Source organism: Tateyamaria rhodophyticola (genome assembly GCF_047777875.1).
In the GTDB taxonomy this organism is placed as follows: Bacteria; Pseudomonadota; Alphaproteobacteria; order Rhodobacterales; family Rhodobacteraceae; genus Tateyamaria.
This window is the reverse complement of the sequence record NZ_CP180518.1, coordinates 24,922-50,547: the sequence shown is the minus strand read 5'-3', so window position 1 is coordinate 50,547 and position 25,626 is coordinate 24,922. Positions and strand designations below refer to the sequence as shown.

27 protein-coding genes are annotated in these 25,626 nt (G+C 61.3%); 14 read left to right on the top strand and 13 right to left on the bottom strand.

From position 1 onward, the window contains the following. Positions 1-28: 28 nt before the first annotated feature. From ACERHN_RS00235 to ACERHN_RS00225, 3 genes are read right to left on the bottom strand one after another with little or no spacing between them, the layout of a single operon-like run. Positions 29-1,372 carry an FMN-binding glutamate synthase family protein gene (locus ACERHN_RS00235; protein WP_415918980.1) on the bottom strand — a complete coding sequence of 448 codons (1,344 nt, stop codon included), beginning with the start codon at positions 1,370-1,372 and terminating at the stop codon, positions 29-31. A gap of 10 nt (positions 1,373-1,382) precedes the next feature. Continuing rightward, positions 1,383-2,060 (bottom strand): protein GlxC, encoded by a 678-nt coding sequence (locus ACERHN_RS00230; RefSeq protein WP_415918979.1) that lies wholly within the window; start codon positions 2,058-2,060, stop codon positions 1,383-1,385. Continuing rightward, positions 2,061-2,990, bottom strand: coding sequence for a class II glutamine amidotransferase (locus ACERHN_RS00225; protein WP_415918978.1), 930 nt, complete (start codon positions 2,988-2,990; stop codon positions 2,061-2,063). 203 nt (positions 2,991-3,193) lie between these two features. Here ACERHN_RS00225 and ACERHN_RS00220 point away from each other — a divergent pair, with 203 nt between their 5' ends. The 7 genes from ACERHN_RS00220 to ACERHN_RS00190 all read left to right on the top strand — a co-directional run bounded on the left by ACERHN_RS00220 (position 3,194) and on the right by ACERHN_RS00190 (position 9,481). Next, entirely contained in the window at positions 3,194-4,597 is a 1,404-nt protein-coding gene (locus tag ACERHN_RS00220; protein WP_415919066.1) for an ammonium transporter, read from the top strand. A 22-nt stretch (positions 4,598-4,619) separates the two neighbouring features. Beyond that, complete coding sequence (locus ACERHN_RS00215; RefSeq protein WP_415918977.1) at positions 4,620-4,793, top strand: hypothetical protein; 174 nt, start codon at positions 4,620-4,622, stop codon at positions 4,791-4,793. A gap of 157 nt (positions 4,794-4,950) precedes the next feature. Continuing rightward, a complete protein-coding gene (locus ACERHN_RS00210) occupies positions 4,951-6,102 on the top strand; it encodes an aminomethyltransferase family protein (protein WP_415918976.1) in 1,152 nt (383 codons plus the stop codon). 60 nt (positions 6,103-6,162) lie between these two features. After that, the gene (dmmA, locus tag ACERHN_RS00205) at positions 6,163-6,759 is read left to right on the top strand and encodes a dimethylamine monooxygenase subunit DmmA (RefSeq protein ID WP_415918975.1); all 597 of its coding nucleotides are present in this window, start codon (positions 6,163-6,165) and stop codon (positions 6,757-6,759) included. After that, the gene (locus ACERHN_RS00200) at positions 6,756-7,739 is read left to right on the top strand and encodes a PDR/VanB family oxidoreductase (protein ID WP_415918974.1); all 984 of its coding nucleotides are present in this window, start codon (positions 6,756-6,758) and stop codon (positions 7,737-7,739) included. The genes dmmA and ACERHN_RS00200 overlap by 4 nt, the downstream gene beginning before the upstream one ends. Continuing rightward, positions 7,736-8,806: a heme-dependent oxidative N-demethylase family protein gene (locus ACERHN_RS00195; protein WP_415918973.1), complete on the top strand. Its 1,071-nt coding sequence runs from the start codon at positions 7,736-7,738 to the stop codon at positions 8,804-8,806. The genes ACERHN_RS00200 and ACERHN_RS00195 overlap by 4 nt, the downstream gene beginning before the upstream one ends. 51 nt (positions 8,807-8,857) lie before the next feature. Further along, positions 8,858-9,481: a PAS domain-containing protein gene (locus ACERHN_RS00190; protein WP_415918972.1), complete on the top strand. Its 624-nt coding sequence runs from the start codon at positions 8,858-8,860 to the stop codon at positions 9,479-9,481. Positions 9,482-9,502: 21 nt separating this feature from the next. Here the strand turns inward: ACERHN_RS00190 and ACERHN_RS00185 are convergent, their stop codons facing one another. Next, positions 9,503-10,132: a helix-turn-helix domain-containing protein gene (locus ACERHN_RS00185; protein ID WP_415918971.1), complete on the bottom strand. Its 630-nt coding sequence runs from the start codon at positions 10,130-10,132 to the stop codon at positions 9,503-9,505. 126 nt (positions 10,133-10,258) lie between these two features. On the opposite strand from ACERHN_RS00185, the gene ACERHN_RS00180 reads away from it, so the two are divergent. Then, entirely contained in the window at positions 10,259-11,257 is a 999-nt protein-coding gene (locus tag ACERHN_RS00180; protein WP_415918970.1) for a GlxA family transcriptional regulator, read from the top strand. On the opposite strand, the gene ACERHN_RS00175 is transcribed toward ACERHN_RS00180, so the two are convergent. From ACERHN_RS00175 to ACERHN_RS00160, 4 genes are read right to left on the bottom strand one after another with little or no spacing between them, the layout of a single operon-like run. Beyond that, positions 11,254-11,820, bottom strand: a complete 567-nt coding sequence (locus ACERHN_RS00175) for a sarcosine oxidase subunit gamma (protein WP_415918969.1) — start codon at positions 11,818-11,820, stop codon at positions 11,254-11,256. The two genes, ACERHN_RS00180 and ACERHN_RS00175, sit on opposite strands and share 4 nt — an antisense overlap. Then, entirely contained in the window at positions 11,813-14,758 is a 2,946-nt protein-coding gene (locus tag ACERHN_RS00170) for a sarcosine oxidase subunit alpha family protein (protein ID WP_415918968.1), read from the bottom strand. The genes ACERHN_RS00175 and ACERHN_RS00170 overlap by 8 nt, the downstream gene beginning before the upstream one ends. After that, positions 14,755-15,024: a sarcosine oxidase subunit delta gene (locus ACERHN_RS00165; protein WP_415918967.1), complete on the bottom strand. Its 270-nt coding sequence runs from the start codon at positions 15,022-15,024 to the stop codon at positions 14,755-14,757. The genes ACERHN_RS00170 and ACERHN_RS00165 overlap by 4 nt, the downstream gene beginning before the upstream one ends. Positions 15,025-15,034: 10 nt before the next feature. After that, entirely contained in the window at positions 15,035-16,285 is a 1,251-nt protein-coding gene (locus ACERHN_RS00160) for a sarcosine oxidase subunit beta family protein (protein ID WP_415918966.1), read from the bottom strand. A gap of 280 nt (positions 16,286-16,565) precedes the next feature. Between ACERHN_RS00160 and ACERHN_RS00155 the strand changes: the two genes are divergently transcribed. From ACERHN_RS00155 to ACERHN_RS00145, 3 genes are all read left to right on the top strand, one after another. Then, complete coding sequence (locus ACERHN_RS00155) at positions 16,566-17,507, top strand: ABC transporter substrate-binding protein (protein WP_415918965.1); 942 nt, start codon at positions 16,566-16,568, stop codon at positions 17,505-17,507. A gap of 98 nt (positions 17,508-17,605) precedes the next feature. Beyond that, complete coding sequence (locus ACERHN_RS00150; RefSeq protein ID WP_415918964.1) at positions 17,606-18,622, top strand: quaternary amine ABC transporter ATP-binding protein; 1,017 nt, start codon at positions 17,606-17,608, stop codon at positions 18,620-18,622. Beyond that, entirely contained in the window at positions 18,622-20,610 is a 1,989-nt protein-coding gene (locus ACERHN_RS00145) for an ABC transporter permease (protein ID WP_415918963.1), read from the top strand. Before ACERHN_RS00150 ends, ACERHN_RS00145 begins: the two co-directional genes overlap by 1 nt. 583 nt (positions 20,611-21,193) lie before the next feature. On the opposite strand, the gene ACERHN_RS00140 is transcribed toward ACERHN_RS00145, so the two are convergent. The 5 genes from ACERHN_RS00140 to ACERHN_RS00120 are packed head-to-tail and all read right to left on the bottom strand — an operon-like array spanning position 21,194 to position 24,077. Beyond that, positions 21,194-22,198 (bottom strand): energy transducer TonB family protein, encoded by a 1,005-nt coding sequence (locus ACERHN_RS00140; protein ID WP_415918962.1) that lies wholly within the window; start codon positions 22,196-22,198, stop codon positions 21,194-21,196. Then, positions 22,195-22,578: an ExbD/TolR family protein gene (locus ACERHN_RS00135; RefSeq protein WP_415918961.1), complete on the bottom strand. Its 384-nt coding sequence runs from the start codon at positions 22,576-22,578 to the stop codon at positions 22,195-22,197. Before ACERHN_RS00135 ends, ACERHN_RS00140 begins: the two co-directional genes overlap by 4 nt. Beyond that, positions 22,575-22,934: a biopolymer transporter ExbD gene (locus ACERHN_RS00130; protein WP_415918960.1), complete on the bottom strand. Its 360-nt coding sequence runs from the start codon at positions 22,932-22,934 to the stop codon at positions 22,575-22,577. Before ACERHN_RS00130 ends, ACERHN_RS00135 begins: the two co-directional genes overlap by 4 nt. 28 nt (positions 22,935-22,962) lie before the next feature. Beyond that, the gene (locus tag ACERHN_RS00125) at positions 22,963-23,628 is read right to left on the bottom strand and encodes a MotA/TolQ/ExbB proton channel family protein (protein ID WP_415918959.1); all 666 of its coding nucleotides are present in this window, start codon (positions 23,626-23,628) and stop codon (positions 22,963-22,965) included. After that, entirely contained in the window at positions 23,628-24,077 is a 450-nt protein-coding gene (locus ACERHN_RS00120) for a hypothetical protein (protein ID WP_415918958.1), read from the bottom strand. Before ACERHN_RS00120 ends, ACERHN_RS00125 begins: the two co-directional genes overlap by 1 nt. Positions 24,078-24,391: 314 nt before the next feature. Here ACERHN_RS00120 and ACERHN_RS00115 point away from each other — a divergent pair, with 314 nt between their 5' ends. From ACERHN_RS00115 to ACERHN_RS00105, 3 genes are all read left to right on the top strand, one after another. Next, positions 24,392-24,925, top strand: a complete 534-nt coding sequence (locus tag ACERHN_RS00115) for a hypothetical protein (protein ID WP_415918957.1) — start codon at positions 24,392-24,394, stop codon at positions 24,923-24,925. Then, positions 24,906-25,127, top strand: a complete 222-nt coding sequence (locus ACERHN_RS00110; RefSeq protein ID WP_415918956.1) for a hypothetical protein — start codon at positions 24,906-24,908, stop codon at positions 25,125-25,127. The genes ACERHN_RS00115 and ACERHN_RS00110 overlap by 20 nt, the downstream gene beginning before the upstream one ends. A 291-nt stretch (positions 25,128-25,418) precedes the next feature. After that, entirely contained in the window at positions 25,419-25,601 is a 183-nt protein-coding gene (locus ACERHN_RS00105) for a hypothetical protein (protein WP_415918955.1), read from the top strand. Positions 25,602-25,626: the final 25 nt, after the last annotated feature.

Here is a 25,626-nt window from a genome sequence, read left to right as displayed (position 1 = left end):
CGTGATGGCCGCGCCCTTCGTTAAGAAGTTAATAAGAGGTGCCGGGCTTGCCGGGGTACCAGTCGGTGCCAGCGAGCGGGATTTTCGCCATCGCCGCCGCCTCCAGCGTCAGCGCGCACAGGTCTTCGGGCTCAAGATTGTGGAGGTGGTTCTTGCCACAGGCCCGCGCGATGGTCTGCGCCTCGAGCGTCATCACCTTGAGATAGTTGTTGAGCCGCCGCCCCCCTTCGATGGGGTCAAATCGCGCCATCAACTCGGGATCCTGCGTGGTGATGCCCGCGGGGTCCTGCCCCTCGTGCCAGTCATCATAGGCACCCGCGGTGGTGCCAAGGGCGTTATACTCGGCCTCCCATTTCGGGTCGTTGTCACCAAGCGCGATCAGAGCGGCGGTGCCGATGGCAACGGCGTCAGCGCCAAGGGCCATGGCCTTGGCCACATCCGCACCCGTACGGATACCGCCTGAGACGACAAGCTGCACTTCGCGGTGCATGCCAAGGTCCTGCAGCGCGCGGACAGCTTCGCGGATACAGGCCAAAATGGGTTGGCCCACATGTTCGATGAAGACATCCTGCGTCGCCGCCGTGCCGCCCTGCATCCCGTCCAGCACAACCACATCCGCGCCCGCTTTGACCGCGAGCGTGGTATCAAAGTAGGGCCGCGCGCCGCCGACCTTGATATAGATCGGCTTTTCCCAGTTGGTGATTTCGCGCAGTTCCAGGATCTTGATTTCCAGATCATCAGGGCCGGTCCAATCGGGGTGACGACAGGCCGAGCGTTGGTCGATCCCTTTGGGCAGGTTGCGCATTTCGGCCACGCGGTCGCTAATCTTTTGACCCAGAAGCATGCCGCCGCCGCCGGGTTTCGCCCCCTGACCCACAACAATCTCAATCGCGTCGCAACGGCGCAGATCGTCAGGGTTCATGCCATAGCGCGACGGCAGGTACTGATAGACCAGCTTGTTGGAATGGCCGCGCTCTTCCTCGGTCATGCCGCCGTCGCCGGTCGTGGTCGAGGTGCCCGCCATTGTGGCTCCACGTCCCAGTGCCTCTTTGGCCCCACCGGACAGCGCGCCGAAAGACATGCCTGCGATGGTCACGGGAATGTCCAGTTGGATCGGGTTTTTGGCAAAACGTGTGCCAAGCGTGACATTGGTGTCGCAGCGTTCGCGGTAGCCTTCGAGCGGATAGCGCGACATGGACGCGCCCAGAAACAGCAGGTCATCAAAATGCGGCAGCTTGCGTTTCGCCCCGCCACCGCGAATGTCATAAATGCCCGTCGCCGCCGCACGCCGGATTTCGGCGTTCACTGGGTTCGAGAACGTGGCCGACTGAATAGGCGTCGTGCGCGGTGCGCCGTTGTGGTCGTCTTTCATGCTCCGCCCCTTAATACGCGTTATCGATGTTGAAATTATAGAGCTGGCGGGCCGAACCATAGCGTTTGAACTCGGACGCCTTGGCATCACAGCCTCCGCGTTCCAGCAACTCTTCGAGAATGGCAATATGCTCAGGCCGCATCTCTTTCTCGATACAGTCGGCGCCCAGCGATTTGACGGAACCGCGCACGAACAGGCGTGCTTCGTAAAGCGAGTCGCCCAGTGCTTCGCCCGCGTCGCCGCAGACCACGAGGTTGCCCGATTGCGCCATGAAGGCCGACATGTGCCCGATATTGCCGTGCACGATGATGTCTATGCCCTTCATCGAAATGCCGCAGCGGGACGACGCGTTGCCCTTGATCACCAACGTGCCCCCATGGCCCGTGGCGCCTGCATATTGCGACGCGTCGCCTTCGACCACGACCATGCCGGACATCATGTTTTCCGCAGTGCCGGGGCCAACAGAGCCGTGCACATGCACGGTCGCCTGCTTGTTCATGCCGGCACAGTAATACCCGGTGGAGCCTTTGATATTCACCTCGATCGGCGCATCAAGGCCCACGGCGATGGCGTGGCTGCCCTTGGGGTTCACGATTTCCCAATGGGTCTGATTGGTGTTGGCCGCCTGCGCGTGCAGGGTGGCGTTCAGTTCGCGCAGCCCCTGCGCTTCGAGGTCGAATGTTTGCATTTACGCCGCTTTCTCTTGCGCGGTTGGGGCCGCGTTGTGCGACCAGAAATAGACGGTGGCGGGTTCGGGTTCCCAGACGCGCGCGCCTTCGATGCCCGGCAGGTTGACCAGCGCGCGGTATTCCGAGCCGAAGGCCACATATTGATCGGTTTCGGCCATCACGGCGGGTTTGCAGGCAATCGGGTCGCGGACCACGCCGAACCCGTCTTTGGTGCCCACCACAAAGGTGAAGAACCCGTCGAGATCATCAAGGCTGGAGGTCAGCGCCTCGCCCAGGGTCGAACCGGTCTGCATCTTCCAGGTGAGGTAGGCCGCACCGACCTCAGTGTCGTTTTCGGTCTCAATATGCACGCCGAGGCGGCGCAGCTTGCGGCGCAGCGAGTTGTGGTTCGACAGCGATCCGTTGTGCACGAGGCACTGGTCGATGCCGGTGTTGAACGGGTGCGCGCCCATGGTCGTCACCGCCGACTCGGTCGCCATGCGGGTGTGCCCGATGCCATGCGTGCCGGACATTTTGCGGATGTCAAAGCGCTCTGCCACATTTTTGGGCAGGCCGACTTCCTTGTAGATTTCGAGGGTGGAGCCGTGGCTCATCACCCGCACGTCGGGGCGGATTTCGGCCAGGATATCGCGCGCTGCGGCGACCTGATCGGCCTGTATCGACAGCACCGCATGGGTGTCCTTGGTGTCCATCGACACCTTGCCCTTGATCCGTTTGCGCAGGTCATTGTCGAGCTTGTCAAAGTCCACGTCAGGGGTGTTGGATTGCACGGTCAGCTTGGCGTTACCCGTTGTTTCATCACCATAAATCGCGATGCCTGCACTGTCGGGCCCACGGTCCGTCATGGTGATCAGCATATCCGTCAGCATGTCGCCAAGCTGTGGTTCCAACGCGGCGTCTTTCAGAAAAAGTCCGACAATCCCGCACATGGCGAAAGCCCTCCCAAAAGTGATCTGTCGTTCGACTCGAACGCTAGCATCGTTACATCACATGCTCAACCAATGGGAAACTATTTTTCACACCAGTTAAAAAAAGAGTCGCCAGATGAAATCTGTCGTGCTTCACTTTGGCCAGCGCCGCGCTCTGCACACGACGGCGCATGAAAGCCAACAGTCCAACACGGGAGTTCATCGTGGAAGAGCAAATCGCAGAGCTGACGGCACAGATTGCCGCGCTGCAGGGCAAGAGTGGTACGACAAATACCATGTTTGCCGAGACATTCTATTATTTGACCATCCCGCTGATGATCATCATCCATGCGGGGTTTCTGGCCTATGAAATGGGGGCGTCGCGTCTCAAGAACGTGCTGAGTTCCGGGGTGAAGAACATCCTGGCCTTCGCGTTCATGATCCCCACCTTCTATTTCTTCGGGTGGTGGGTTTACTGGGGTTTCCCCACGGGTCTGCCCGGCGCGCCGGGGCCTGCGGGCATCTCGGGTGTGGAATATGCCAACGCCATCGCATGGGGCTGGGGTGAGAGCGCGCAGTACATGGGACCGAACGTGGCCGATCAGGCATCGGGCGTGTTCTTTGGTGCCTTTGCGCTGTTCGCAGCCACAACGGCGTCCATCATGTCAGGTGCGGTGATTGAACGTATCCAGACCGTGGGATTTGTCATTCTGGCCGTGGTGCTGGGGTCGTTTGCCTGGGTCGTGGCGGCCGCCTGGGGCTGGCACGCGGATGGCTGGCTGGTCACGCAGTTTGGCGTGCATGACTTTGGTGCGGCGGGCCTTGTGCACGCAGTGGCCGGGTTCTTTGCCCTTGGCGTTCTGATCAACCTTGGGCCACGCATCGGCAAGTTCAACGCAGACGGCACGGCTAACCACATCGCAGGGCACAACATGCCGCTGACGGTGACCGGTCTGATGCTGATCATCGTGGGCTTCTGGGGCTTCCTCATGGCGTGCGTGATCGTGCCCGGAGAGGCGTGGAGCTGGTTTGCAGACAAGCCATCCACCATCTACGGCACACCGATCACCCTGTCGGCACTTGCCTTCAACATCCTGATGGCGGTCGCCGGTGGCATCATCGGGGCGTGGGTGCTGACGCGGGATCCGTTCTGGATGATGTCGGGCGCACTGGCAGGGATCATCTCGACCGCGTCTGGCCTTGATCTGTACTATCCTGCGCTGACCTTCATCATCGCAGTCTCGGCCGGTCTTATCCTGAAACCCTGTGCCGACTGGCTGGAAAAACGCGGCATCGACGATGCTGTGGGCGCGGTCACCGTGCACGGGACCATCGGCCTCTACGGTGTGGTGATGCTGGGCGTCTTTGCCTCCGGCTATCCGGCATTGCAGGGTGCTGCGGGCGAGGTTCCGACCATCAGCCTGATGGGTCAGATCGTGGGGGCCATCGTGTTCTTCCTGCTTGGGTTTGTGCCCGGATATGTGGTGTCCTTCATCCTGAAGATGTTCGGCATGCTGCGCATCCCGGAAGGTGCCGAGATCGCAGGCATGGACATGGTCAAGGTCCCAGCCGCTGGCTACCCCGAAGGCATCCCCGCACCTGGCGTCAACCTGGCGCCAGGCGAGTAATCGAACAGAAAAGGAGAAGACCATGGGTTTTCCATATGACGAAGCAAGCTGGTCGGTTGTCGACGGGGCCATGTTCATGGGCTGGGGCAGTGCTATGCCGGGGCTCTATACCCTGATCGCAGCAGTGATCTGCATCGCCGTGCTGCTGTTCGGGCAAAAGACCGAAAGTGCCAAGACCAAACAGTTCGACAAGTAAGCGCATCAGATGCGCGAGAGGGGCGGCCAAGTGGTCGCCCCTTTTCCATTCAAATTTGCCCAACAGGAAAAAAAGTTGCATCGCATTCTTGCTTTTCAAATTGGGCTGAGGCTGAATACCCCGCAACAAAGACTCATAACGAACAGGGAAAAACACCATGGCCATTCTATGGAGAACATCGGCACTTGCCGCACGCCACGCCGAGATCGGCGGCGAGTTGGAAGATTGGAATGGCATGGGGACGGCGTGGTTCTATGACAACACGCCGGAGCGGGCCAAAGCCGACTATGAGGCGATCCGCACCAAGGCGGGGCTGATGGATGTGTCGGGCCTGAAAAAGGTGCACGTGGTGGGCGAAGACGCGGCGTATGTCATCGACCGGGTCACCACCCGCAACGTCGAAAAGATCGCGCCGGGCCGCGCCGTTTACGCCTGTATGCTGGATGATCGCGGGCTGTTCGTGGATGATTGCGTGATCTACCACATCGCCGTGAACTCGTGGCTGGTCGTGCACGGCACCGGCATCGGGATGGAGCAGCTGACCACCGTGGCCGCGGCCAAGAACTGCTCGGTTATCATGGATGACGATCTGCACGATATGTCGCTGCAAGGGCCCAAAGCGGTGGACATCCTGGCCAAGGAAATCCCCGCGATCCGCGACCTCGCCTATTTCGGCATCTGGCAGGGGCGGCTCTTTGGCCGCGACGTGATGATTTCGCGCACCGGGTACACCGGCGAGCGCGGGTACGAGATTTTCTGCCGCGCCAAGGATGCGGTGCACATCTGGGACAACGTGCTTGAGACCGGCGGCGACGACGTGCGCCCGACACAGTTTAGCACGCTCGATATGCTGCGGATTGAAAGCTATCTGCTGTTCTACCCCGGCGACAATTCGGAGACCTTCCCGTTCGCGGATGGCACACCTGCGGGTGACAGCCTGTGGGAACTGGGCCTCGACTTTACCGTGTCGCCCGGCAAGGAAGGGTTCATCGGCTCCGAAAACCACTATGCTATGAAGGGCAAGGAGCGGTTCAAGATCTATGGCGTGAAGCTGGAAGGCGACGCCATGGACCAGATGGAGATGTTTGCCCGCGTGCATCACGACGGCAAGGATGTGGGTGTGATCACCTATGGTCTGTCGTCTGAACTCAACGGTTATTCCGTGGCCATCGCGCGGCTGGACCCGTCGGTCGCCAGCCCCGGCACCAAGCTGACTGTGGTGCAGCCTGACGGCACCGAACTGGCCGCGACGGCAGAGGAAATGCCGTTCTACGACAAGGACAAGACGATCCGCACCGCCAAGGGCTGATATCTTTGAGGGCGCGAGGGGCAACAGCCTTTGCGCCCTTCTCACGAGACGAGGACAGGTATGTCGAAGTTTGAATTTCCTCCGTCGATCAAGAGCCGCCCGGTCTACGGCACGCTTGAGGCACGACAGGGCAAGGCGCATCTGATGATCGCGGATGCGGAAGGGGCAGAGGCCATTCTGGCCATCGCGACGCCAGAGTTGATGGCGAAAACCCACATCATCTATATCCCGCGCGGCTGTGATCATGCAGACGCCTTGCGCGCCCTGAACCCGGCACAATTTTACGAGGGGCCGACCTATGCCGCGTCCGTCCAGCGCATCCGTCGGGTGCTGCAGGACGCGCATATGGGGTTGCAGGTGTACCTGACCGGGACCGAAGGGTTGATGGGCCAGGCCCAGAACGAAGCGATGCAGGCCGGTATCCCGCACACTGCCATTCAGACCGAACATCGCGGGTCCGTCGCGCGGCGCATGCAGTGCGTGCATTGCAAGGGCATCACCGAGGATGTGGAAACCGACCCGTTTGTGTGCAGCCATTGTGGGCTGAACCTGTTTGTTCGGGACCACTATTCCCGCCGTCTGGCCGCCTATCAGGGCGTGTGCATCGACGCCGAAGATCCGGGCAACGTGCCCGAACCAAAGGGGATTTACGAATGAGCGCTGCCCCGCAAAAAGCCAAGCCCGGCGCCGAGAAGATCGACGTGGTTGTGTCGGCGGTGGTGCCACTGAACGACCTTGTCACCCGGTACGAATTCCAGCGCCGGGATGGCGCGCAGTTTCCGCCCTTTTCCGGGGGCGCACATACGGTCGTGACCATGCAGGATGGCGACCGGACGCGCCTGAACCCCTATTCGCTGATGTCGGACCCTGCGGACCTGTCGACCTATGCAATCTCAGTGCGCCGCGATGACGAGGGGCGTGGCGGGTCGCTGTATATGCACCGCAATGTGTCTGTGGGCGATCAGATGACAATCACCTATCCGGTGAACCTGTTCTCTCTCGATCTGCGGGCGCGCAAGCATGTGTTCTTTGCAGGCGGCATCGGCATCACGCCCTTCATGTCCATGATTGCGCAACTGGAACGGCAAGGCGGGGCATGGGAGTTGCACTATGCCTGCCGGACCGAAGCGCTCGGCACTTATGTGGACCAGCTGACCTACAAGCATCCCAACAAGGTGCATGTCTATTACGACGACCAGAACCAAGCGATTGATCTGGAAAACCTGCTGGACGGGCAGCCGTTGGGCACCCACGCCTATGTCTGTGGACCCAAGGGGATGATCAACTGGGTCCATGCCACCGCGGCCGCGGCGGGTTGGCCCGACGCACATGTGCATTCAGAGGAATTCCTGGCCCCCGCACCGGGCGTGCCGTTCGAAGTGCGCCTGTGCAAATCCGACAAGACCATCATCGTGGGCGAACATGAAAGCCTGCTGGAAGCCATCGAGCGCGCCGGGGTCGAGGCACCGTTCCTGTGCCGCGGCGGGTCCTGCGGGCAATGCGAGACGGATGTGACGCGCGCGGATGGCGAATTCATCCACCGCGATCACTGGCTGGAAGAGGATGAGCACGCGGCAGGCACCAAGATCATGCCCTGCGTCAGCCGCTTTATCGGAACACTGGAGCTTGAGCGATGACCATTCAATTCAATGACGAGACGTTCCGCGACGACTATTCGTTCCGCAATTCGGACTGGGCGATCAAGCGTTTTCCGTTCCCGTTCCACGAAGATAGCTACATGTATGCCGTCAACATGGAGCAGCACCGCGGCGGGCCCGAGGGGTCGGTCTATGAAAAGCGGTTCGACGTGGATGAACACTACGTGGCCGAGATGCGTGACCGGGCGATGGTGCTGGCCGATGATCCGCTGCGCTGCCAGTCGCTGCCGCATATGACGCTGGCGGGATGGGACCTGCTGGAACTGATTATGGTGTCGAAGTCCGAGGACTACCCGGACCTGTTCGAGCTGCACCGCGACGGCGACCAGTGGCGGTGGGTGAACAAGCCTCTGGGCATCGACGACACGTTCACCTTCCTTGATGAGACCACCCTGCCCTATGGCCCGATGGAGTACATCACGCGCCAGACGCAGGGCGATTTCTGCGTACTCGATCAGCGCGACAACAACCTGTGGATGGACGCGGGGATGGTGACGACGCAGGCCGACTGGAGCCTCGATTTCGACATCGGCATGAATTTCTTTGAATGGCACGCGCCGGTGCCGCTGGCCCATGAAAAGGGCATCTTTGTCCGCGCGCTCAAATTCCTTTTGAATATCCAGCAAGGCGCGCCCGCGCGGCGTCTGAACTGGACCATGACAGTCAATCCGCTGCTGGATACCAGCCCCGAGAACTATCACAAATGGGGCATCCAGAAGACGACGCTGACGCCCGAGAATATCGGCTCGAAACAGCATTTGCGGGTTGAGCTGCAGACATTCTTCCGCCTGCCTCGATCGAACGCGCTGGTGTTCCCGATCCGCTGTTATCTGTGCAGCTTTCAGGACCTGATGACCATGCCGAAATGGGGCCGCCGCCTGCACCGCGTGGTGCGGGATCTGCCGGTCGAACTGGCGACGTACAAAGGGTTCATCGACAACCGGCCAATGATGCTGGATTACCTGTCACAGTTCGACGATGGTCTGCCCACGTCGCCCGGCGTCTGGCCGGATTTCGAGACGGAGCCGCCGCTCGCCAAAGACTAACCTCTTGTTAGCCATTCCTCTTTACGGTCAGCGCAGCCGTTGGAGGATAATTTGGATAGCATTTTTGAGAGTGTGTTTGGCAGCATTCATGCCTTTGTCTACCGCTGTCGCAACGACAGTGATTACACAATGGAATACATGACCGATGGCATCGAACGGATCACCGGGTATCGCAAGGCCGAGATCCTGAACAATGCCGGGGTGTCTTATGCCGGATTGACGCCCGAAATCGATCGGGACCGCATTTTTGCCGAAGTTGACGCCGCGATCGAAGCCGGCGAAAGCTGGGACATCACCCACCGGCTGGTGCATCGCAGCGGCCATCATGTGTGGGTGCGGGAACGCGGCACCGCCATATTCGAAGACGGCACTTTGTCTTATCTGCAAGGGCTGGTCGTCGGCGCCGATGCAGAAGCGAACCTGCGCACATCGCTGGAACGGCGCATAGAAGAAATTGAAACGGCGAGCGTCAATATCGTTGGTCTGACAGAACGGATTACGGGGTCTGTTCGGGCAATGTCGATGCTGTCGATCAATGCCCGGATCGAGGCCGCGCGCAGCGGTCCGGCGGGTCAGGGATTTGCCGTCGTTGCCAACGAAATCAAATCACTCGCTGAAGAAAACGCGCATTTCGCGGATCAGATCACCGATCAGGTCAGAAATATGGGGCATTGACCCCGGCTTCAGCCGCCGGGATCAGGCGTTTTGTGGATAACTGATGACGGACAGATATCGCGCCGGCAGCGTGACCAGCTTTTCCGGTCCGTGCGGCGCGTCCGCATCAAAAAACAACGTGTCGCCCGCCTTCAGCGCATAGACCTCTTCGCCGTGGCGGTAATCCACCTCGCCTTCGAGCATATAGATCGTTTCGATCCCGCCATGCTGAAACGCAGGGAAAACATCTGATTCCGCTGTCAAAGTGATCAGATAGGGTTCGACAATCACGCCCGACGCGTTCGACCCAATGTGGCCCAGCAGGTTGTACTGATGGTTCGCGCGGGTGCCCTCCCGGTCGATGGACACGCCCTCACCCGACTTGGTGTGCACCGCTTGGCGGCTTTCTTCGAACCTGCGGAAAAAACTGGTGAGCGGCACGGACAACGCGTTGGCCAATAGCTGCAGCGTGGTCAGGGATGGCGACGTATTTCCGTTCTCGATCTTCGACAGCATCCCGATCGACAGACCGGTGATCTGGGCCAGTTCGGCCACGGTGATTTCCTGCTGACGACGAAAGCTGCGCACCTCGCGCCCGATCGCAACCTCAAGCACCTTTTCGCGTTCACCGTCGCGTGTGCTGTGTGGGTCCTGAGTGAGTTTGCTGACCATGTCCGCGTCTAGTTTTTCAATATTCACGACGTCCGCTTTCTAGGCAGCACATTGCCATTAAACAATTCCGTTCTGTGCCTGTTATTGCGTATTATAGGCCAGATTTTTCCCGAGAGAACACAAAAGTTGAATGACAGTAAAATAACGCAGATCGGCTTTCTGATCTTTCCGGGGTTTCCGATGGCCTGTTTGACGTCAATCATCGAACCTTTGCGCGCCGCGAATGAGATCGTGGCGCGGCCCGTGTTCGATTGGCATGTCATTTCCGAAACCGGCACGGCAACCACATCCAGCGCCCGCGTGGTCTTTGATCCCGGCGCGCGGCTGGCCGATGTGTCAGACGTTGATATGCTTTTTGTTCTGGGGGCCCCGAACAGCGTGTTCGATGCGCCGAAACCCGCCAATGCGACCTTGCGTCGATTGGACCGGCACGGCGTCGTCTTGGGCGCAATCAGCGGCGGGGTGTTCGCCTTGGCGCGCGCGGGTGTAATGGACGGATATCGGTGTTCCGTGCACTGGTGCTATGAGGCGGCGTTTCGCAGCGCGTTCCCGGATATCGAGATGACAGATGACGTGATCAGCATGGATGGCCGTCGCTACACTGTGTCGGGTGCAGCGTCGGCCTTTGACTTGGCGCTGCGGCTAATCGAGGACCGATTGGGGGCCGACGTCGCGCATGAGGTTGCCTGTTGGTTCCAACACCCCACCATGCGCGGCGAAGGGGTGCAGCAGCGCATTCCGACACGACCCAGTGCCGCCCCCGACTTGCCCGATCTGGTGGCGCGTGCAGCGGCGCTTTTTGCCAACCACATCGCAGACACGATTTCCGTGGCCGACGTTGCCCGCGCCGTGCAGGTCACGCCGCGTCAGGTGGAACGCGCATTCAAGAAGGCAACCGGCCAAAGCCCGACGCATTACTATCGCACCATGCGGATGAAGGCGGCGCGTCAATTGGTGCTGTACTCCAAACAGAACATGCAGAGCATCGCGCAGGCTGTAGGCTATGCCTCGGCCACACCGCTGATGGTGCATTACCGCGATGCGTTTGGGGTAACCCCGCAAGAAGACCGCCGGCAAGTCAACGCGTTCCGGGTTGAGGGCAACGTGCCGCTGCCGCCCGCCTAAAGTGCGGCGGCCATCGCCGTCGTGATCGCATGATGCAGCGAACCGGCAGAGGCCCGCGGGCCCATGATGCGAACCGAATGGCCCGCGTCGAAACAGATCACGAAACAGCCCAGATGGTGGATCGACGTACGGGTCGCGTGGCCCGTCGCAAAGCGCGTCAGGTCGATGTTGCAGAGCAACTCCAGCACCGCGTTGATGCGCGGCCCGGTCAGGTCGAAACAGGTCCACGCGTCGGTTTGTTCCGTCACTGATGCCGTGTTTGTCAGCTTCGATTTGACCAATGCAGCGATGTCTTCGTGCGTGTCGAAATCGGCGCTGAGCATCCATTGGTCCGGTCCGGTCCACAGCGCGGCATAATCTTTGCCCGTGGTCGCGTGGCCCGGCTCAGGTGCGGCCGCACCCAGCAGGGTCTTGAGTGTCTTGGCACAGGCCGCTTCGTGGCCCACACGTGCCGCGACAGAGGCCAAGGCAACACCCGGCACTTCGGTGACTGTCACATCTGCGACCGTATCGACGCGCGGGGCCGTGCCGCCCAAAGCGGTCATGGGGCTCAGGTCATGCACGAACACGTTCTCCTTCCGGGTCGACGAAATGGGCCGAGACAACCTCGACCTCAACCGTCAGATCGGTCACAGGCGAAACAAGGCGCAGGGTTTCGCCCATGCGATTGCCGCCGTCTTTCAGAAAGCCAAGCCCGATCATGTGACCAAGTGACGGCGAATAGGCCGCGGACGTGACATAGCCTTGGTCGTGCTTGGCATCGACCGGCCCGGTGGCGTTCATCAGGTGGCCACCTGCCGTCACCTTGTCGTCGGCCTTGACCGGGCGCAGCCCCACCTGCATCAGCGCGTCCGCCTCGTTCAGACCGGGGCGTTCCGACAGTTTCGATCCGATGCTGTCCTTGGCCTTGGACACCATACGGCCCATCCCGAGGTTCAGCGCGGTTGTGGTGCCGTTGAGTTCATTGCCCGCCGCGTGCCCCTTTTCGATGCGCATGACGCCTAACGCTTCGGTGCCGTATGGTGTGACGTCAAATTCCTCGCCCTCTTCCATCAGTTTGCGCATCAATGCGTCGCCATAGCGGGCAGGCACGGCAATCTCGAAAGCCAACTCGCCCGAGAACGAGATGCGGAACAGCCGTGCCCGCAGGCCGCCGCAGACGGTGATGTTGGCGCAGGCCATGAAGGGGAAAGCGTCGTTGGAAATGTCGTGGTCGGCGTCCACGATCTTTTGCAGCAGACGGCGGGAATTGGGACCTGCCACAGCGTATTGCGCCCAGGCTTCGGTGGTGGAGATCAGCTGTACGTCCGCATCCGGCATCAGGCATTGGCGCACGAATTCCATGTGCTGGTACACCTTGGCCGCGTTGGCGGTCGTTGTGGTTACGACAAACTGATCCTCGGCCAGCCGCGCCGCGGTGCCATCATCCATGGCGATCCCGTCCTCGCGCAGCATCAGGCCATAGCGGGTCTTGCCCACAGCCAGCTTGGCAAAGCCGTTGCAGTAGATCTTGTTGAGGAAGATGGCCGCATCGGTGCCCTGCACGTCGATCTTGCCCAGGGTGGTGCAATCGCAGACGCCCACGGACGCACGGGTGGCCGTGACTTCGCGGTCCACGGACTGCCGCCAGTGCGTTTCGCCGGGCAACGGGAACCACTGCGCGCGCAGCCAGTTGCCAACCTCGACAAACACCGCGCCGCGTTCCTTGGCCCAGTAGTGCGAGGGCGTCAGGCGGGTCGGGTGGAACTCCTTGCCCCGCATCCGCCCTGCCAGCGCACCGATGGCGGTGGGTGTGTAAGGCGGACGGAAGATGGTCGTGCCCACCTCGGGGATCGACTTGCCCGCAAGCTCGGCCATAATGGCCAGCCCGCCGATATTCGATGTCTTGCCCTGATCGGTGGCCATACCCAGCGTCGTGTAGCGCTTGAGGTGTTCGACCGAACGAAAGCCCTCCTGATGGCTCAACTTCACATCCTTGACCGTGACATCGTTCTGCTGGTCGAGCCAGGCGCGCGAACACCCTTCGACATACCAGAACGGGGTTTGGGTGACCGGTGCGTCCTCGGCCTCGGGCACGGCGGGCGCGCGCCCTCTGAGCCCGAAGGCCTTGCGCGCGGCATCCGCACCGGATTTCAGAGCGCCGTGGGTGGAGAACAGACCGCCCGCCGCCCCCGCGACGGTCATGCCGGGTGGAAGTGTCCCCCCGGGGACAAAGGCGGCAAGATCGGCGTCCCATGTCGGGCGACCACGCTGGTGGCAGGTCAGGTGCACATTCGGGTTCCAGCCGCCGGATACGCCAAGCGCGCCGCATTCGATGGTGCGGGTGCTGCCATCGTTTTGCGTCACCTCGACAAAGGTGAGGCCAAGACGGCCCATGGTATCGCTGACCTGTGCACCCTGCAGCACCTCAAAGTCGTAGTTGCGCGGGGCATCAGGCCGGGTGTCAATGACGGCGGCGATTTTGACGCCTTTTGCATGCAGATCCTGCGCGGTGCGGCAGCCGTCGTCGTTGTTGGTGAAGATCGCCACGCGCTGCGCTGGTGTCGCGGCCCAACGGTTGGCAAAGGCGCGCATGGACGCCGCCAGCATAATGCCGGGGCGGTCGTTGTTCTCAAAGGCGATGGGGCGTTCTGTGGCCCCGGCACAGAGCAGGGTCTGCGGTGCGTAAATGCGCCAGAGAATCTGGCGCGGTTTGCCTTCCAGTGGAGTGGCGAGGTGATCGCTGATCCGCTCCACGGCGCCATAGATGCCATGGTCAAAGGCGCCTATGACCGTGGTGCGGGGCATCAGGCGAACATTGGGCATCGCGCTGAGTTCGGCTACCGTCTGTGCGGCCCAATCTGCCCCCGACATGTCGGCAATGGCGAAGGTTTCGGCATTGAGCCGCCCGCCCATTCGGAAATCCTCGTCCGCGAGGATCACCTGTTTTCCCGCACGCCCTGCCGTCAGGGCTGCGTTCAAGCCTGCAGGCCCTGCCCCGATGATAAGCAGATCGCAGTGGCGGAACCCTTTGTCGTATTCATCCGGGTCGGCTTGCATCGACAGTGACCCAAGGCCAGCGGCCTTGCGAATGATCGGCTCGTAAATCTTTTCCCAGAAGGCCGCCGGCCACATGAATGTCTTGTAGTAGAACCCCGCCGTCAGGAAGTTCGAGAAGCGGTCGTTGATCGCCATCGCGTCGAAGGCAAGGCTGGGCCAGCGGTTCTGCGACTTGGCAGACAGCCCGTCAAACAGTTCCGCCGTGGTGGCACGGGTGTTGGGTTCCTGCCGCGCGCCGCTGCGCAATTCGACGATGGCGTTGGGCTCTTCGGAGCCGGCGGTCAGGGGGCCGCGCGGGCGGTGGTATTTGAACGACCGCCCCATGAGGCGGACGTTGTTGGCGAGCAGCGCAGAGGCCAGCGTGTCACCTGGATGACCTGCATAGCTTTTGCCATCAAATGTGAAAGTCAGCGTTGTGCCTCGGTCGAGTTGTCCACCTGCAAGCCGGTTCTTCTGGGTCATTTCGATGCCCCCGTACGTGCGAGTTCGACGGCAGAGATCTCGTGGGTGGTGGTGTCGCGCGTGACGATCAGGATCGACCGGTCACCGCCCTCGTGAAACCACAACTCGCGGTGCGCGCCCGCGGGGTTATCGCGTAGATAGGCGTAGTCGTGCCAGTCGTCGGCGCTGGCCGTTTCGGGATCGGGCCGGTTCATCAGGTCCGCCGCGCCCAGATAGACAAATTCGGCGCTGTCGCGCGGGCCAAGAAGGGGGTGGTTGATGATCATGTGCGGCCCCTCAATGCAGGTTGGGCTGATTGCCCATCCCTTTTTCGTCGATCATGTGCCCGGTGCGGAACCGGTCAAAACGGTAGGCGGTGGCGGTCTCATGCGGCTCACCCTTGGCCAGCAGGTGAGCAAATGCGTAGCCCGAGGCGGGCGTGGCCTTGAACCCGCCGTAGCACCAGCCGCCGTTGAAATAGAGCCCGTCGATGTTTGTGCGGTCGATGATGGGCGAGCCGTCCATGCTCATGTCCATGATGCCACCCCACATGCGCAAAAGGCGCGCGCGGCCGATCATCGGCATGATCGCCATGCCGCCTTCGCACACGTCCTCGACCACCGGCAGGTTGCCCCGTTGGGCGTAGGAATTATACCCGTCGATGTCGCCGCCAAAGACCAGCCCGCCCTTGTCGGATTGCGAGACATAGAAGTGTCCTGCACCAAAGGTGATGACGCCCGGCAGCACAGGTTTCAGACCCTCGGAGACAAAAGCCTGAAGCACATGAGATTCAATGGGCAGGCGCATCCCGGCCTTGGCCATCAAGCGGCTGGAATTGCCTGCGACGGCGCAGCCGACCTTGCCCGCTCCGATAAATCCTCTGGATGTCTCCACACCTAGGCACTTGCCGTTTTCGATGCGGAAGCCTGTCACTTCGCAATTCTGGATGATGTCCACGCCACGGCTGTCCGCCGCTCGGGCATATCCCCAGGCAACCGCGTCATGGCGCACCGTGCCGCCGCGCCGCTGCGCGAGCCCCCCCTTGATCGGGAACCGGGCGTCGTCGAAATTGAGGAACGGGTATTCCTTCTTGATCTGGTCGAGGTCGAGGTATTCTGCGTCCGCCCCGTTCAGGATCATCGCATTGCCGCGCCGGATGAACGCGTCACGCTGCGCGTCCGAGTGGATCAGGTTCATGATCCCCCGCTGCGACACCATGGCGTTGTAGTTCAGGTCCTGCTCCAACCCCTCCCACAGCTTCAGCGAGAATTCGTAGAACGGCTCATTCCCGTCGAGCAGATAGTTCGAGCGAATGATCGTCGTGTTCCGCCCCACATTGCCGCCGCCGATCCAGCCCTTTTCTATGACGGCGACCTTGTGCTGGCCGTAGACGGACGCGAGGTAGTGCGCCGTGGCCAGTCCGTGCCCGCCGCCGCCGATGATGACGATGTCGTAATGCGCCTTCGGCTCCGGCTCACGCCAGGCTGGTGTCCAGCCTTTGTGGCCAGTCAACGCCTCTTTTATCACCTTGAAGCCGGAATAACGCATGGAATCGGACCTCCTGCGTCAAATCTAAAGGCAAAACCGAGGGAAAATCAGATTGGGATGCGACATGCAGCACCTGAAATCGGACATCCCACACGAATTTTGACCCGAGCAGAGCATCACAAAATCATCTCAGCAAGAAAAAAACTTGCTTGATAGGAAAATAATGCAAGAGTGTTGGCACCAAGAAATGGCGCATGACCGGATTCGATCTGGGCCTGCACAAAGACCATTCGTGATGATCAAGCCGCGACACAGCGGCACACCACAAGGGAGACTATCCATGAACAAATTTACAACGGCGTTGACGGCTGGCGTTCTGGCGTTTGCGCCCATGACGCTTATGGCCGAAGACAGCAGCGACCCGATCGTAATCCCGATCCACAACTGGTCGTCGCAAATCGTGATGAGCCACGTCGTGGGTCAGATTTTCGAGTCGATGGGCAACAATGTGGAATTCGTCACCACCGACAGCCAGGCCGTCTATGAATCGGTCCGTCTGGGCGATGTGACGCTGGAATTGGAAGTGTGGGAAGGTGCGTTTGGCGCGTCGTTCCGTGCCGCATTGGAAAAAGGCGGGCTGCATGACGCGGGCGACCACGATGCGGTCACACGCGAGGACTGGTGGTATCCGAGTTGGACCAAAGAGGCCTGCCCCGGCCTTCCCAGCTGGGAAGCGCTGAATGACTGCGCCGCTCTGTTTGCGACCGCTGAAACCGGTGACAAGGGTCGTTACCTTGATGGTCCGGTGGACTGGTTGAAGCACGGCCAGGAACGCGTTGAAGCGTTGGGTATGGACTTTGTCGTCGTGAACGCGGGTTCAGCTGCGGCACTCTGGGCCGAAATTGGCGCCGCCGAGGCGGACAAACGCCCGGTTGTGGTGTTCAACTGGACGCCCAACTTTGCCGAAGCCGTCTGGCCCGGTGAGTTCGTCGAATTCCCCGAGTGGGTCGATGGCTGTGACAAGGACCCGGCCGTGGGCCCGAACCCCGATGCGCTGTATGACTGCGGCAACCCCGCCGACGGCTACCTGAAAAAGGCCGCGTGGGACGGGATGAAGGACAAGTGGCCCGGCGCGTATGACGTCCTGACCAAAATCTCGTTCACCAACCCGCAGATCGCCGAGATGGCGCGTCTGGTCGATGTCGAAGAGATGGAGCCCGAAGAGGCCGCCGCCGAGTGGTTGGAAGCCAATCCGGACATCTGGCAGGGCTGGACCTCCTAAGGTCTTCCAGAACTGTTGACGCATTTCGCCCGTCCGGGGTTACACTCCGGGCGGGCGTTTTAAACACCGGCCCCGCGACCGGTGAGGAGAGAGCATAAATGACCGCCGACACCGTGATTTCGTGCAAGAACGCGTGGAAGATCTTTGGGGCCAATCCCAAAGGCTATCTGAAATCCATGCCTGCCGGACACAGCTTTGATGACATCCGGGCGGATGGCTACATCGCCGGGGTCAAGGACGTGTCGATTGACGTGAACCGGGGCGAGATGCTGGTCATCATGGGCCTGTCCGGGTCTGGCAAGTCGACGCTGGTGCGCTGTTTCTCTCGTCTGCATGATATCACCGGCGGCACGATCACCGTCGAAGGTCAGGACCTCATGTCGCTGTCCGAAAAGGAACTTATCGAACTGCGCCGCAGCAAGATGGGCATGGTGTTCCAGTCCTTTGGCCTGTTGCCGCACCGGACGGTGCTGGAAAACGTGGCCTTCCCGCTTGAGATGCGCGGACAAGACAAACACACGCGCCGCGAACGCGCGCTGGAGGTTGTGAAGCTCGTGGGGCTTGAGGGGCGCGAGGAGTATTTCCCGCGTGAGCTGTCCGGCGGACAGCAGCAACGCGTGGGCATTGCCCGCAGCCTCGCCATTGAGCCCGACATCTGGTTCCTGGACGAACCGTTTTCCGCCCTTGACCCGCTGATCCGACGCGAGATGCAGGACGAATTCCTGCGGCTTCAGGGCATGTTGGGCAAGACCATCGTGTTTATCACCCACGATTTTGACGAAGCGCTGCGTCTGGCCGACCGGATCGCCATCATGAAGGATGGCGCGGTCGAGCAATGCGACACGCCCGATCAGATCGTGCTGAACCCTGCCACGGAATACGTGCGCAAATTCACCGAAGAGATCGACAAGGCGCGCGTCGTCCACGCCGGTGTCCTCGCCCTCGAAGGCAGCACGGGCGAAGGTGACCCGGTCGATGCGGGCGCATCCGTGCAAGACCTTGCCCGCCTGCTTGTGCAAGACACGCGGGCCATCATCCCTGTCGCCAAAAGCGGTCAGGTGATTGGCGGCATGGACCGCGCGGCGGCGCTGGAAATCCTGCTGGAGGCCAGTTGATGGCCGATATCACCAACGACCTGAAGTCGGATACCGCGGGTCCCACGCCATGGACGCGGGGCAAGTTGGCTTCGGTCATTGTGCTGGTGGCGGTGGCGTTGACCGTACTGCGTTATGCCGGGTTGTTGCCGGACATGTTGCACCGCCTGCCAGACAGCATGATCCCGCCCTTTGCCGCCTGGCTGGATGTGTTTTTCAACTTCGTTAAGGACGATCTGGGTCTGCTGACCCTCACCCGTACGTTGACCGAAGGGCTGGAATGGCTGCTGGATGCCACCGCAAACCTTATGTTCGGCAAACGGCGCTGGCCACATCTGGGCCCCATCCCATGGACGGCGGTGGCCGGTGTGGCGGCCGTCATCGGCTATTATCTTGGCGGATGGCGCATGGCAGCACTTGGCGCAGGGACGTTCATCTGGACCGCCCTGATCGGCCAGTGGAAGATCGCCATGGAAACCATGTCCGTGCTGATGGTCGCGGCCCCGCTGGCGTTCTTCATCGGCCTGGGCCTTGGCATCCTTGCGTGGAAATACGTGGCCGTGAACCGCGCCATCAAACCGATCCTGTCGGTGCTGCAAACCCTGCCCTTTTTCACCTACCTGCTGCCAGCCGTCATCTTTTTCAAAGTCGGGCCCACAGCGGGGGCCGTGGCAACGACGATCTATGCGATCCCCCCCATGATCCTGATGACCACGCTGGGCCTGCAAAAAGTGCCGTCCGAGGTGGTTGAGGCCGGCAACATGAGCGGCTGCACCAAGTGGCAGCTGCTGCGCCACGTCTACCTGCCATCTGCCCGCACCGAAATCCTCGTGGGTGTGAACCAGGTCATCATGCTGTGTCTCGCGATGGTGGTTCTGACTGCTTTCATCGGTATGCCGGGACTGGGCGCCAAGCTGCTGGCGATGATGGGCAGCTTCAAACTGGGCCGGTCGTTCGAGATTGGCGTGACCATTGTGCTGCTGGCCGTGATGCTGGACCGCATGTCCAAGGCATGGGTGGTCAAGCAGCCCGAGCATTTCGAACGCGACACGCCCTGGTGGCGCAGGCATATCTACCTGCTGACCGGCATCGCGGTCTTTGTGTTCTTCTGTATCGCTGCGCAGTTCGTTCAGGTCTTTGCCGAGATCGGGCGCAAACAGAACTTCAGCCAGGGCAAGGAAATCGACACGGCGATCAAGGCGTTCCTCGCCTTTGACCCGGTGCAAAACACAACGCAGGCGATACGGTATGTATTAAATGTGTGGATCCTGAACCCGTTCCGCGACTTTCTACTATCAATCCCCACGCCCGCCTTCATCTTGCTCGTAGTGGCCTTTGCCCTGTCATTGGGCGGCAAAAGGCCGGCAATCTATGCGGCGATCTTCTTTGGCCTTGTGGCCTTGTCCGGATGGTGGGACCGGTCGGTGATCACGCTCTATTCAGTGATCTCTGCCGTCACATTGGCCCTGTTGATCGGCGTTCCGCTGGGTATCGTCGCCGCGCGATCAGAAAAGTGGTCACGCCGTGTGCTCCTGGCCTGCGACACGGCACAGACGTTCCCCAGCTTCATCTACCTGATCCCGGCCATCATGCTCTTTGGCATCACGGCCACGTCTGTGGTCATGTCGATCCTGATTTTCGCCATGGTGCCTTTGACCCGCTACACGATCGAAGGGTTGCGCACCGTGCCGCCCGAGATGACCGAAGCCGCTGACATGGCGGGTGCCACGCGGATGCAGAAACTGGTCAAGGTGCAACTGCCCCTCGCCCTGCCGACCATGGCCGTCGGGTTCAACCAGGCGATCATGTTCGCGTTCTTCATGGTGATCATCGCGGCCTTTATCGGCACGCAGGACTTGGGACAGGAATTGCAACGCACGCTCGCGGGTACCGATCTGGGCAAGAACTTTGTGCTCGGTATCTGTGTGTCGCTGATGGCGCTGACCTTCGACCTCACGATCATGAAATGGGCCACAGATCGCAAGAAAGCGCTTGGGTTGCCGGATTGAGGCGACGTTGTTGCGCGAGACGGAATGCTTGGATTTTGCTTCGGTAACCGCAAAAGTCACTCGTGCTGAAACGTATGATCATCAGCACTGCGTGCTCCCCTGACCATCATGTCGCCACCTCTTGAAGGTCCCCTTTCGCGTCTCCGCCGTATCCACATTGCTGATGCAACAAACGTCCGTTTTCGCCCATTGACCAGCTCAAGCCTTCCACATATCCCCTCGCACACTTCTTCTGCTCGATATCCTCAAATGCGCCGGCAAAGCCTACGTAGGTGTACGCGGTGACGTGGCCGCGTGTTCCGACGGGTTGATGCGGACAAGGTCCAGATGTTGCATTGCGAGTTCGCCGAGGAGAGCACTATGCGCTCAGGCGGATTCAACGACCAAAGACGGTTCTGAAGCCATTGCACCTCAATGATTAAAAACCAACTTTGATCGCGGCGAACCACAGTGCAAACGTTGTGCGATCGACACCAAGTCACAAACCAGGTTCGGACAGCGCGGCTGCCAAACAGAGTGTTTGAACGCACTGTTTCAGATCTGCTGACAGAGCGACGGGTGCAGATAACGACAACAACTTCATTTATCCGCCTTGGATATTGATCCGAAAAGATCGTTGCGCTCCTGCCGGTGGTGCGGGGAAAGGTGCGGCGCGCTGGACAACGCGGAGTGCGGCGCGGTCCAGTTGCGCCGAGCCGGAGCTGCGCGCGATGGAGACGGAAGCGATCGTACCGGCTCCGGATACCCGAAACGAGACCACAGCTGTGCCGCGGCTACCGACCTTTGGTCGGGATACCCGGCTGAGACGGCGCATGACCTTGCCGGGATAGTTGCTGGCCGCGGCATTTCCGGCGTCAGTTGCCGCGCCGGATTTGCCTTGCTGAGTCGCGGTTGCTGTCGTCGTCCCCGTTGCGCTGCCCGCACTTGCTGCCTGCTTTCGCGTGTTGCCTTTCGGAGTTGCGCGTGGCGGCGTCCTTGCAGGCGTTTTTGCAATAACCGCACGCGGCGCATGTTCTGCCTCAAAGGATTTGCTGCGCAGCGCGGGGCGACGCGACACGATAGGGGCCGGGTCCGTCTGGTCCGTGGCGGTCAGGACGTCGGTGGGGCTGTGCGCGTCCGTTGCGATTGGATCAACGGTTGTTGCCTGCAGCGACGGCGCTTGCGATATGAAGGTGCGGGCAGATGCGACTTTGGGTTCCTGTTGCGGAAGGACCGGGTTCAGCGTGCTGTTCACCACCGAATGGACGGTAGGGACGGCCCCTTGGGGGATCGTGATCTGCGTGGGCGCAACGGTTGGGGCTAACGGTGCCTTTGCGCGCGCTGTCTGCGTCACGGGCGTTTCAGCCGTGGTATGTTGGTCGCCGGACATGCCCGGCGCAACCGGATCCAAAAGCTCTTGCACGGGCTGCGTACTGACCGTGCCTTGCACAAGGTCCTGGAACGCGTTGCCCAAACCTACGGACGAGGCGCCGGCTTGCCCCTCGACCTGCGCGGTGGGGGGCTGCATCCCGACGGCAATCAACCCAAGGTGCAGACCAACGGCGCACGCCATGCACATCGCGGCGATGGTTCGGGACGCGACAATCATTGCAATGCCTTCTCCGTTACGATGACAACGCGCGCCGCACCTGCGTCGCGCAGGACGCGCGCCATGTGCACAAGATCACCCGCAGGTGCGTCCCGGTCGGGCACCACGCGTGCATCGCCGGTCCCACCTTGGGCCCAGACCGATGCGAGATCGTCGACCGGTTGGCCGCGATACGTGATGCGCCCGTCCTGATGCAGGACAAATGCATCGGGCGGTGCGGTGCCCGCAAAGTCCTGCGTTTGAACAAGCCGCAAATCAGGGTCGAGCGGTTGGGACAAGGTGCCAGCCACCATGAAAAACACCAGCATCAGGAAGACGATGTTGATCAGGGCGATCGTCGGTTCCCGCTTGGCGCGGGTCTGGGGAACGATCAGCCTCATCCGCTTGCCCCGAGGACAGTGACCGATATGGCGGCGGTGTTGCGCAAGGCAGCGAGAAGGTCGGTGAGGCGCTGCGCACTGACATCGGATGTCATGCTGACCAGCAGGGTCTGGGGCGTGTGGGCGGTGCCTGCGCCAGTGTCGGCAACCGCTTGCGACAGGGTTTGCATGACCACGTCCACGCCGTTCAAAGCGACGCGATCGGGGTGCAGTTGCAGGAACAGCGGAGGCAGATCGGAGGGTGCGGTGGTCCCGGATGTGGCGGCCGTCAGTTCAACCTCGGAATACCTGGAAAAAGTCGATGTCAGCATGAAGAACAGCAACAGCAGGAAGATGACATCAATCAGCGATGTCATCGACAGGCGGCGGCGGGCACGCGCGGCCCTACGCATGCGCCGAGGCGTGCGCAGGGTCTGCGCCGCCCGCGCGCGCGCCGTTCGGGTAGAGCACCCGCATCAGAAGGGTTTCGGCCGTCACGCGTTCCGCCTGCATCCGCCCCTCCAGCCAAGCAAGGACCAGCGCGGAGGGCATCGCCACGACCAACCCGACCGCGGTGGTCAGAAGCGCGACCCAGATCCCGCCCGCGAGGATGGACGGATCGACCTGTGCGCCCGCGTCCTGCAACGCGCGAAAGGCGTCGATCATGCCAAGCACTGTGCCAAAGAGACCCAAAAGCGGCGCAATCTGCGCGACGTTGTCGAGAAAGCGGAAACCGCTTTCGAGGCGCGCGAACCGCGCTTCGGCCTCGGCCCACAACCGGTCGCGGCTTTCGGTCGGGCTGGCAAAGGCATCGGCGACCAGACCGGCCAGATAGCTGCGCGAGCGGCTGAGTTCGGCCCGCGCCCCGGCACGGTCCCCACTGTCCCACGCCGCGACCGCCTCCCGCAGCGCCTTGTGGCGCCCGACACCTGCTGCGGAAAACTGCCAGAGTTTGTAAAGCACGACGGCAACCACGATGACGGACACGGCCAGCAGGACCATGACCACCGGACCGCCAAGGTCAAAGACGGTGCGCAGGCGATCTGCCACGGTTTGGATCGCGTCATCCATCAGCCCAGAACCTCAATCTGCGTGCGCGTCGACGGGCGCATCACACCAGTGCACAGGGCCGGGTCGCTGGCGGAACAGGCATTCATGCCATTGAACAGCACCCGCCCCAGATCACCGCAGGCGATGTCGGGCACGGCAAACTGCCGCACGCGGGGCAAGGCCGGGGGCACATCGCCAAAGTTGAACAGGGTCAGCCGGTTCACCTGCCCGTCCGTGTCGAACAGAACGGTTTCATAGATCAATTCGTCGATGGCGCCTGATTTGCTGCTGGTGACGACAAAGGTGAGCATGCAGCTGCCTTGCCCCTCCGTCGCCGTGTTCAGCTCAATCGCGATCTCCCCGGTCGCGGCGTCCTGTGCCTGCGCTTTCGGGACGATCACGGGGAACATGCCGACCAGACAGATCAAACAGCCGACAAGGGGACGATGGGGGGCAAAGCTACGGGCCATGGGGGATCCATTTCAAAAGAGAAACCCTGGCACCGGTGCGCGGCTGGCTGGAGTGCGTAAAATATCCCACGAAAGGCGCGGAGACTCAATACCCGATTAAAACACTTGGAATTCGTGGGCGCTTCACTGAGGACACCACAAAAGTGTAAATCCACCCTGACAGATTGCACTTGATATTTCCGATAAATTTTGTCAGTTAATCTGCACCCCAGTTATATCTGTTCCCAGATTCGCCCGGCTTCCTGTTCTGAACTGTAGGAGACCGGCATGTATATGCCCCACGCATCACGCGCCCGCCATCCGAGGGCCGCGGCATGAAGCCATCGCAGACATCATCACAGTGTGACCGCGCACCCAATCCGCATGAACATCTGCTGGAGGACGCGCCGTATGATCAACATGAACATATCTGCCTCGGGATTGCGCGTCTGTATTTCAGCACCTTCGCGACGCCGGCAAACCACAACTGGATGCGGGCCATCGCATTTGCCGAAAACGCCTTTGATCACGACAGTGGGGCCAACATGGCCACGCTCGTGCTGCGGGTCATTCAGGCCGTGCGCACCAGCCGGACCTCTGTGTTCATGTTCTCGAACCCCGACTGCCCCGGCTGTGCGCGTATCCTTTCGGAACACGAGCGCCGCCTCGTGACCACGATCGCCTGCGTGCGGCGCGGGCGGCACGAGATGGCGCAGGTCGAGATGATGATGCTCTGCGAGGGCAACGATACGGCCACCGTGATGGCGTGGCTGACAGAGCTTGCCATGGCGCTGCCCGCGCCCTGCGCGGACCGGGATGCCGCGATCGCCCGCACCAGGAGCAGATCACATGAACCGCACCATGATTGACCTGCTGGTCTGGGGCAACGCGGCGCGGCGCTATGGCTGCGGGCTCAACCCGGCGCTGGAGCGTGCGATCCTTGCCGATGTGCAGTTCCCGTCCCGCGCCGCATCACCGCAAGCCCAGCACCCTATCGCTCCCGAAGATCTGCCCGAGGGCGTTACGCCCTTGCCCGACCGCGCCGCCAAGACGTCGCGGAAAGGAGTATGACCATGCGACAACCCGCAGACATGCAGCGGTTGGGTTGCGACCTGTTCGAATACGGGCTGTTGCGTGTTGCGCGCCATTTCCTTGCGACATTCGAGGCCCCGGACCAGCATGGCTGGCAGAACGCCTATACCGTCGCCGTTGAGCGTTGGGGCGAAACGATTGGCTTTCCGGTTGCGCACGCGATGAGCAAGCTCTTGCGGGAGGTGTTGCGCGCGCAGCGATGGCATCGCATTCTACGACCCGCTGGATGTCGATGCGAAATCGCGACTGTCAGCGGACGAACGCACCCTGATGACGATGCTGCACCACATGCGGCGCGACAACACGGACAAGGCCCGCGACGCGGTCGAGTTGTTGACCCATGGCCGGATGGACCCGGATGTGATCCGGACGGGCCTCGCGCTTGCCGCGCGTTTCAGCGCCGGTGCGCCTGCCCTGTCGGCCAAGCGTCCTGCGCTGCGGGTGGTCGGCTGATCGGCACACGCACCATCGACGTAAC

Bases quoted from the DNA above. Each gene is read 5' to 3' on its own strand.
- ACERHN_RS00210 (WP_415918976.1), top strand. From the start codon at position 4,951: ATGGCCATTCTATGGAGAACATCGGCACTTGCCGCACGCCACGCCGAG.
- ACERHN_RS00105 (WP_415918955.1), top strand. From the start codon at position 25,419: ATGACGATGCTGCACCACATGCGGCGCGACAACACGGACAAGGCCCGC.
- ACERHN_RS00115 (WP_415918957.1), top strand. From the start codon at position 24,392: ATGAAGCCATCGCAGACATCATCACAGTGTGACCGCGCACCCAATCCG.
- ACERHN_RS00145 (WP_415918963.1), top strand. From the start codon at position 18,622: ATGGCCGATATCACCAACGACCTGAAGTCGGATACCGCGGGTCCCACG.
- ACERHN_RS00185 (WP_415918971.1), bottom strand. From the start codon at position 10,132: ATGGTCAGCAAACTCACTCAGGACCCACACAGCACACGCGACGGTGAA.
- ACERHN_RS00200 (WP_415918974.1), top strand. From the start codon at position 6,756: ATGAGCGCTGCCCCGCAAAAAGCCAAGCCCGGCGCCGAGAAGATCGAC.
- dmmA (WP_415918975.1), top strand. From the start codon at position 6,163: ATGTCGAAGTTTGAATTTCCTCCGTCGATCAAGAGCCGCCCGGTCTAC.
- ACERHN_RS00130 (WP_415918960.1), bottom strand. From the start codon at position 22,934: ATGACATCGCTGATTGATGTCATCTTCCTGCTGTTGCTGTTCTTCATG.
- ACERHN_RS00160 (WP_415918966.1), bottom strand. From the start codon at position 16,285: ATGCGTTATTCCGGCTTCAAGGTGATAAAAGAGGCGTTGACTGGCCAC.
- ACERHN_RS00170 (WP_415918968.1), bottom strand. From the start codon at position 14,758: ATGACCCAGAAGAACCGGCTTGCAGGTGGACAACTCGACCGAGGCACA.
- ACERHN_RS00195 (WP_415918973.1), top strand. From the start codon at position 7,736: ATGACCATTCAATTCAATGACGAGACGTTCCGCGACGACTATTCGTTC.
- ACERHN_RS00215 (WP_415918977.1), top strand. From the start codon at position 4,620: ATGGGTTTTCCATATGACGAAGCAAGCTGGTCGGTTGTCGACGGGGCC.
- ACERHN_RS00155 (WP_415918965.1), top strand. From the start codon at position 16,566: ATGAACAAATTTACAACGGCGTTGACGGCTGGCGTTCTGGCGTTTGCG.
- ACERHN_RS00135 (WP_415918961.1), bottom strand. From the start codon at position 22,578: ATGAGGCTGATCGTTCCCCAGACCCGCGCCAAGCGGGAACCGACGATC.
- ACERHN_RS00235 (WP_415918980.1), bottom strand. From the start codon at position 1,372: ATGAAAGACGACCACAACGGCGCACCGCGCACGACGCCTATTCAGTCG.
- ACERHN_RS00165 (WP_415918967.1), bottom strand. From the start codon at position 15,024: ATGATCATCAACCACCCCCTTCTTGGCCCGCGCGACAGCGCCGAATTT.
- ACERHN_RS00150 (WP_415918964.1), top strand. From the start codon at position 17,606: ATGACCGCCGACACCGTGATTTCGTGCAAGAACGCGTGGAAGATCTTT.
- ACERHN_RS00225 (WP_415918978.1), bottom strand. From the start codon at position 2,990: ATGTGCGGGATTGTCGGACTTTTTCTGAAAGACGCCGCGTTGGAACCA.
- ACERHN_RS00110 (WP_415918956.1), top strand. From the start codon at position 24,906: ATGAACCGCACCATGATTGACCTGCTGGTCTGGGGCAACGCGGCGCGG.
- ACERHN_RS00125 (WP_415918959.1), bottom strand. From the start codon at position 23,628: ATGGATGACGCGATCCAAACCGTGGCAGATCGCCTGCGCACCGTCTTT.
- ACERHN_RS00230 (WP_415918979.1), bottom strand. From the start codon at position 2,060: ATGCAAACATTCGACCTCGAAGCGCAGGGGCTGCGCGAACTGAACGCC.
- ACERHN_RS00140 (WP_415918962.1), bottom strand. From the start codon at position 22,198: ATGATTGTCGCGTCCCGAACCATCGCCGCGATGTGCATGGCGTGCGCC.
- ACERHN_RS00120 (WP_415918958.1), bottom strand. From the start codon at position 24,077: ATGGCCCGTAGCTTTGCCCCCCATCGTCCCCTTGTCGGCTGTTTGATC.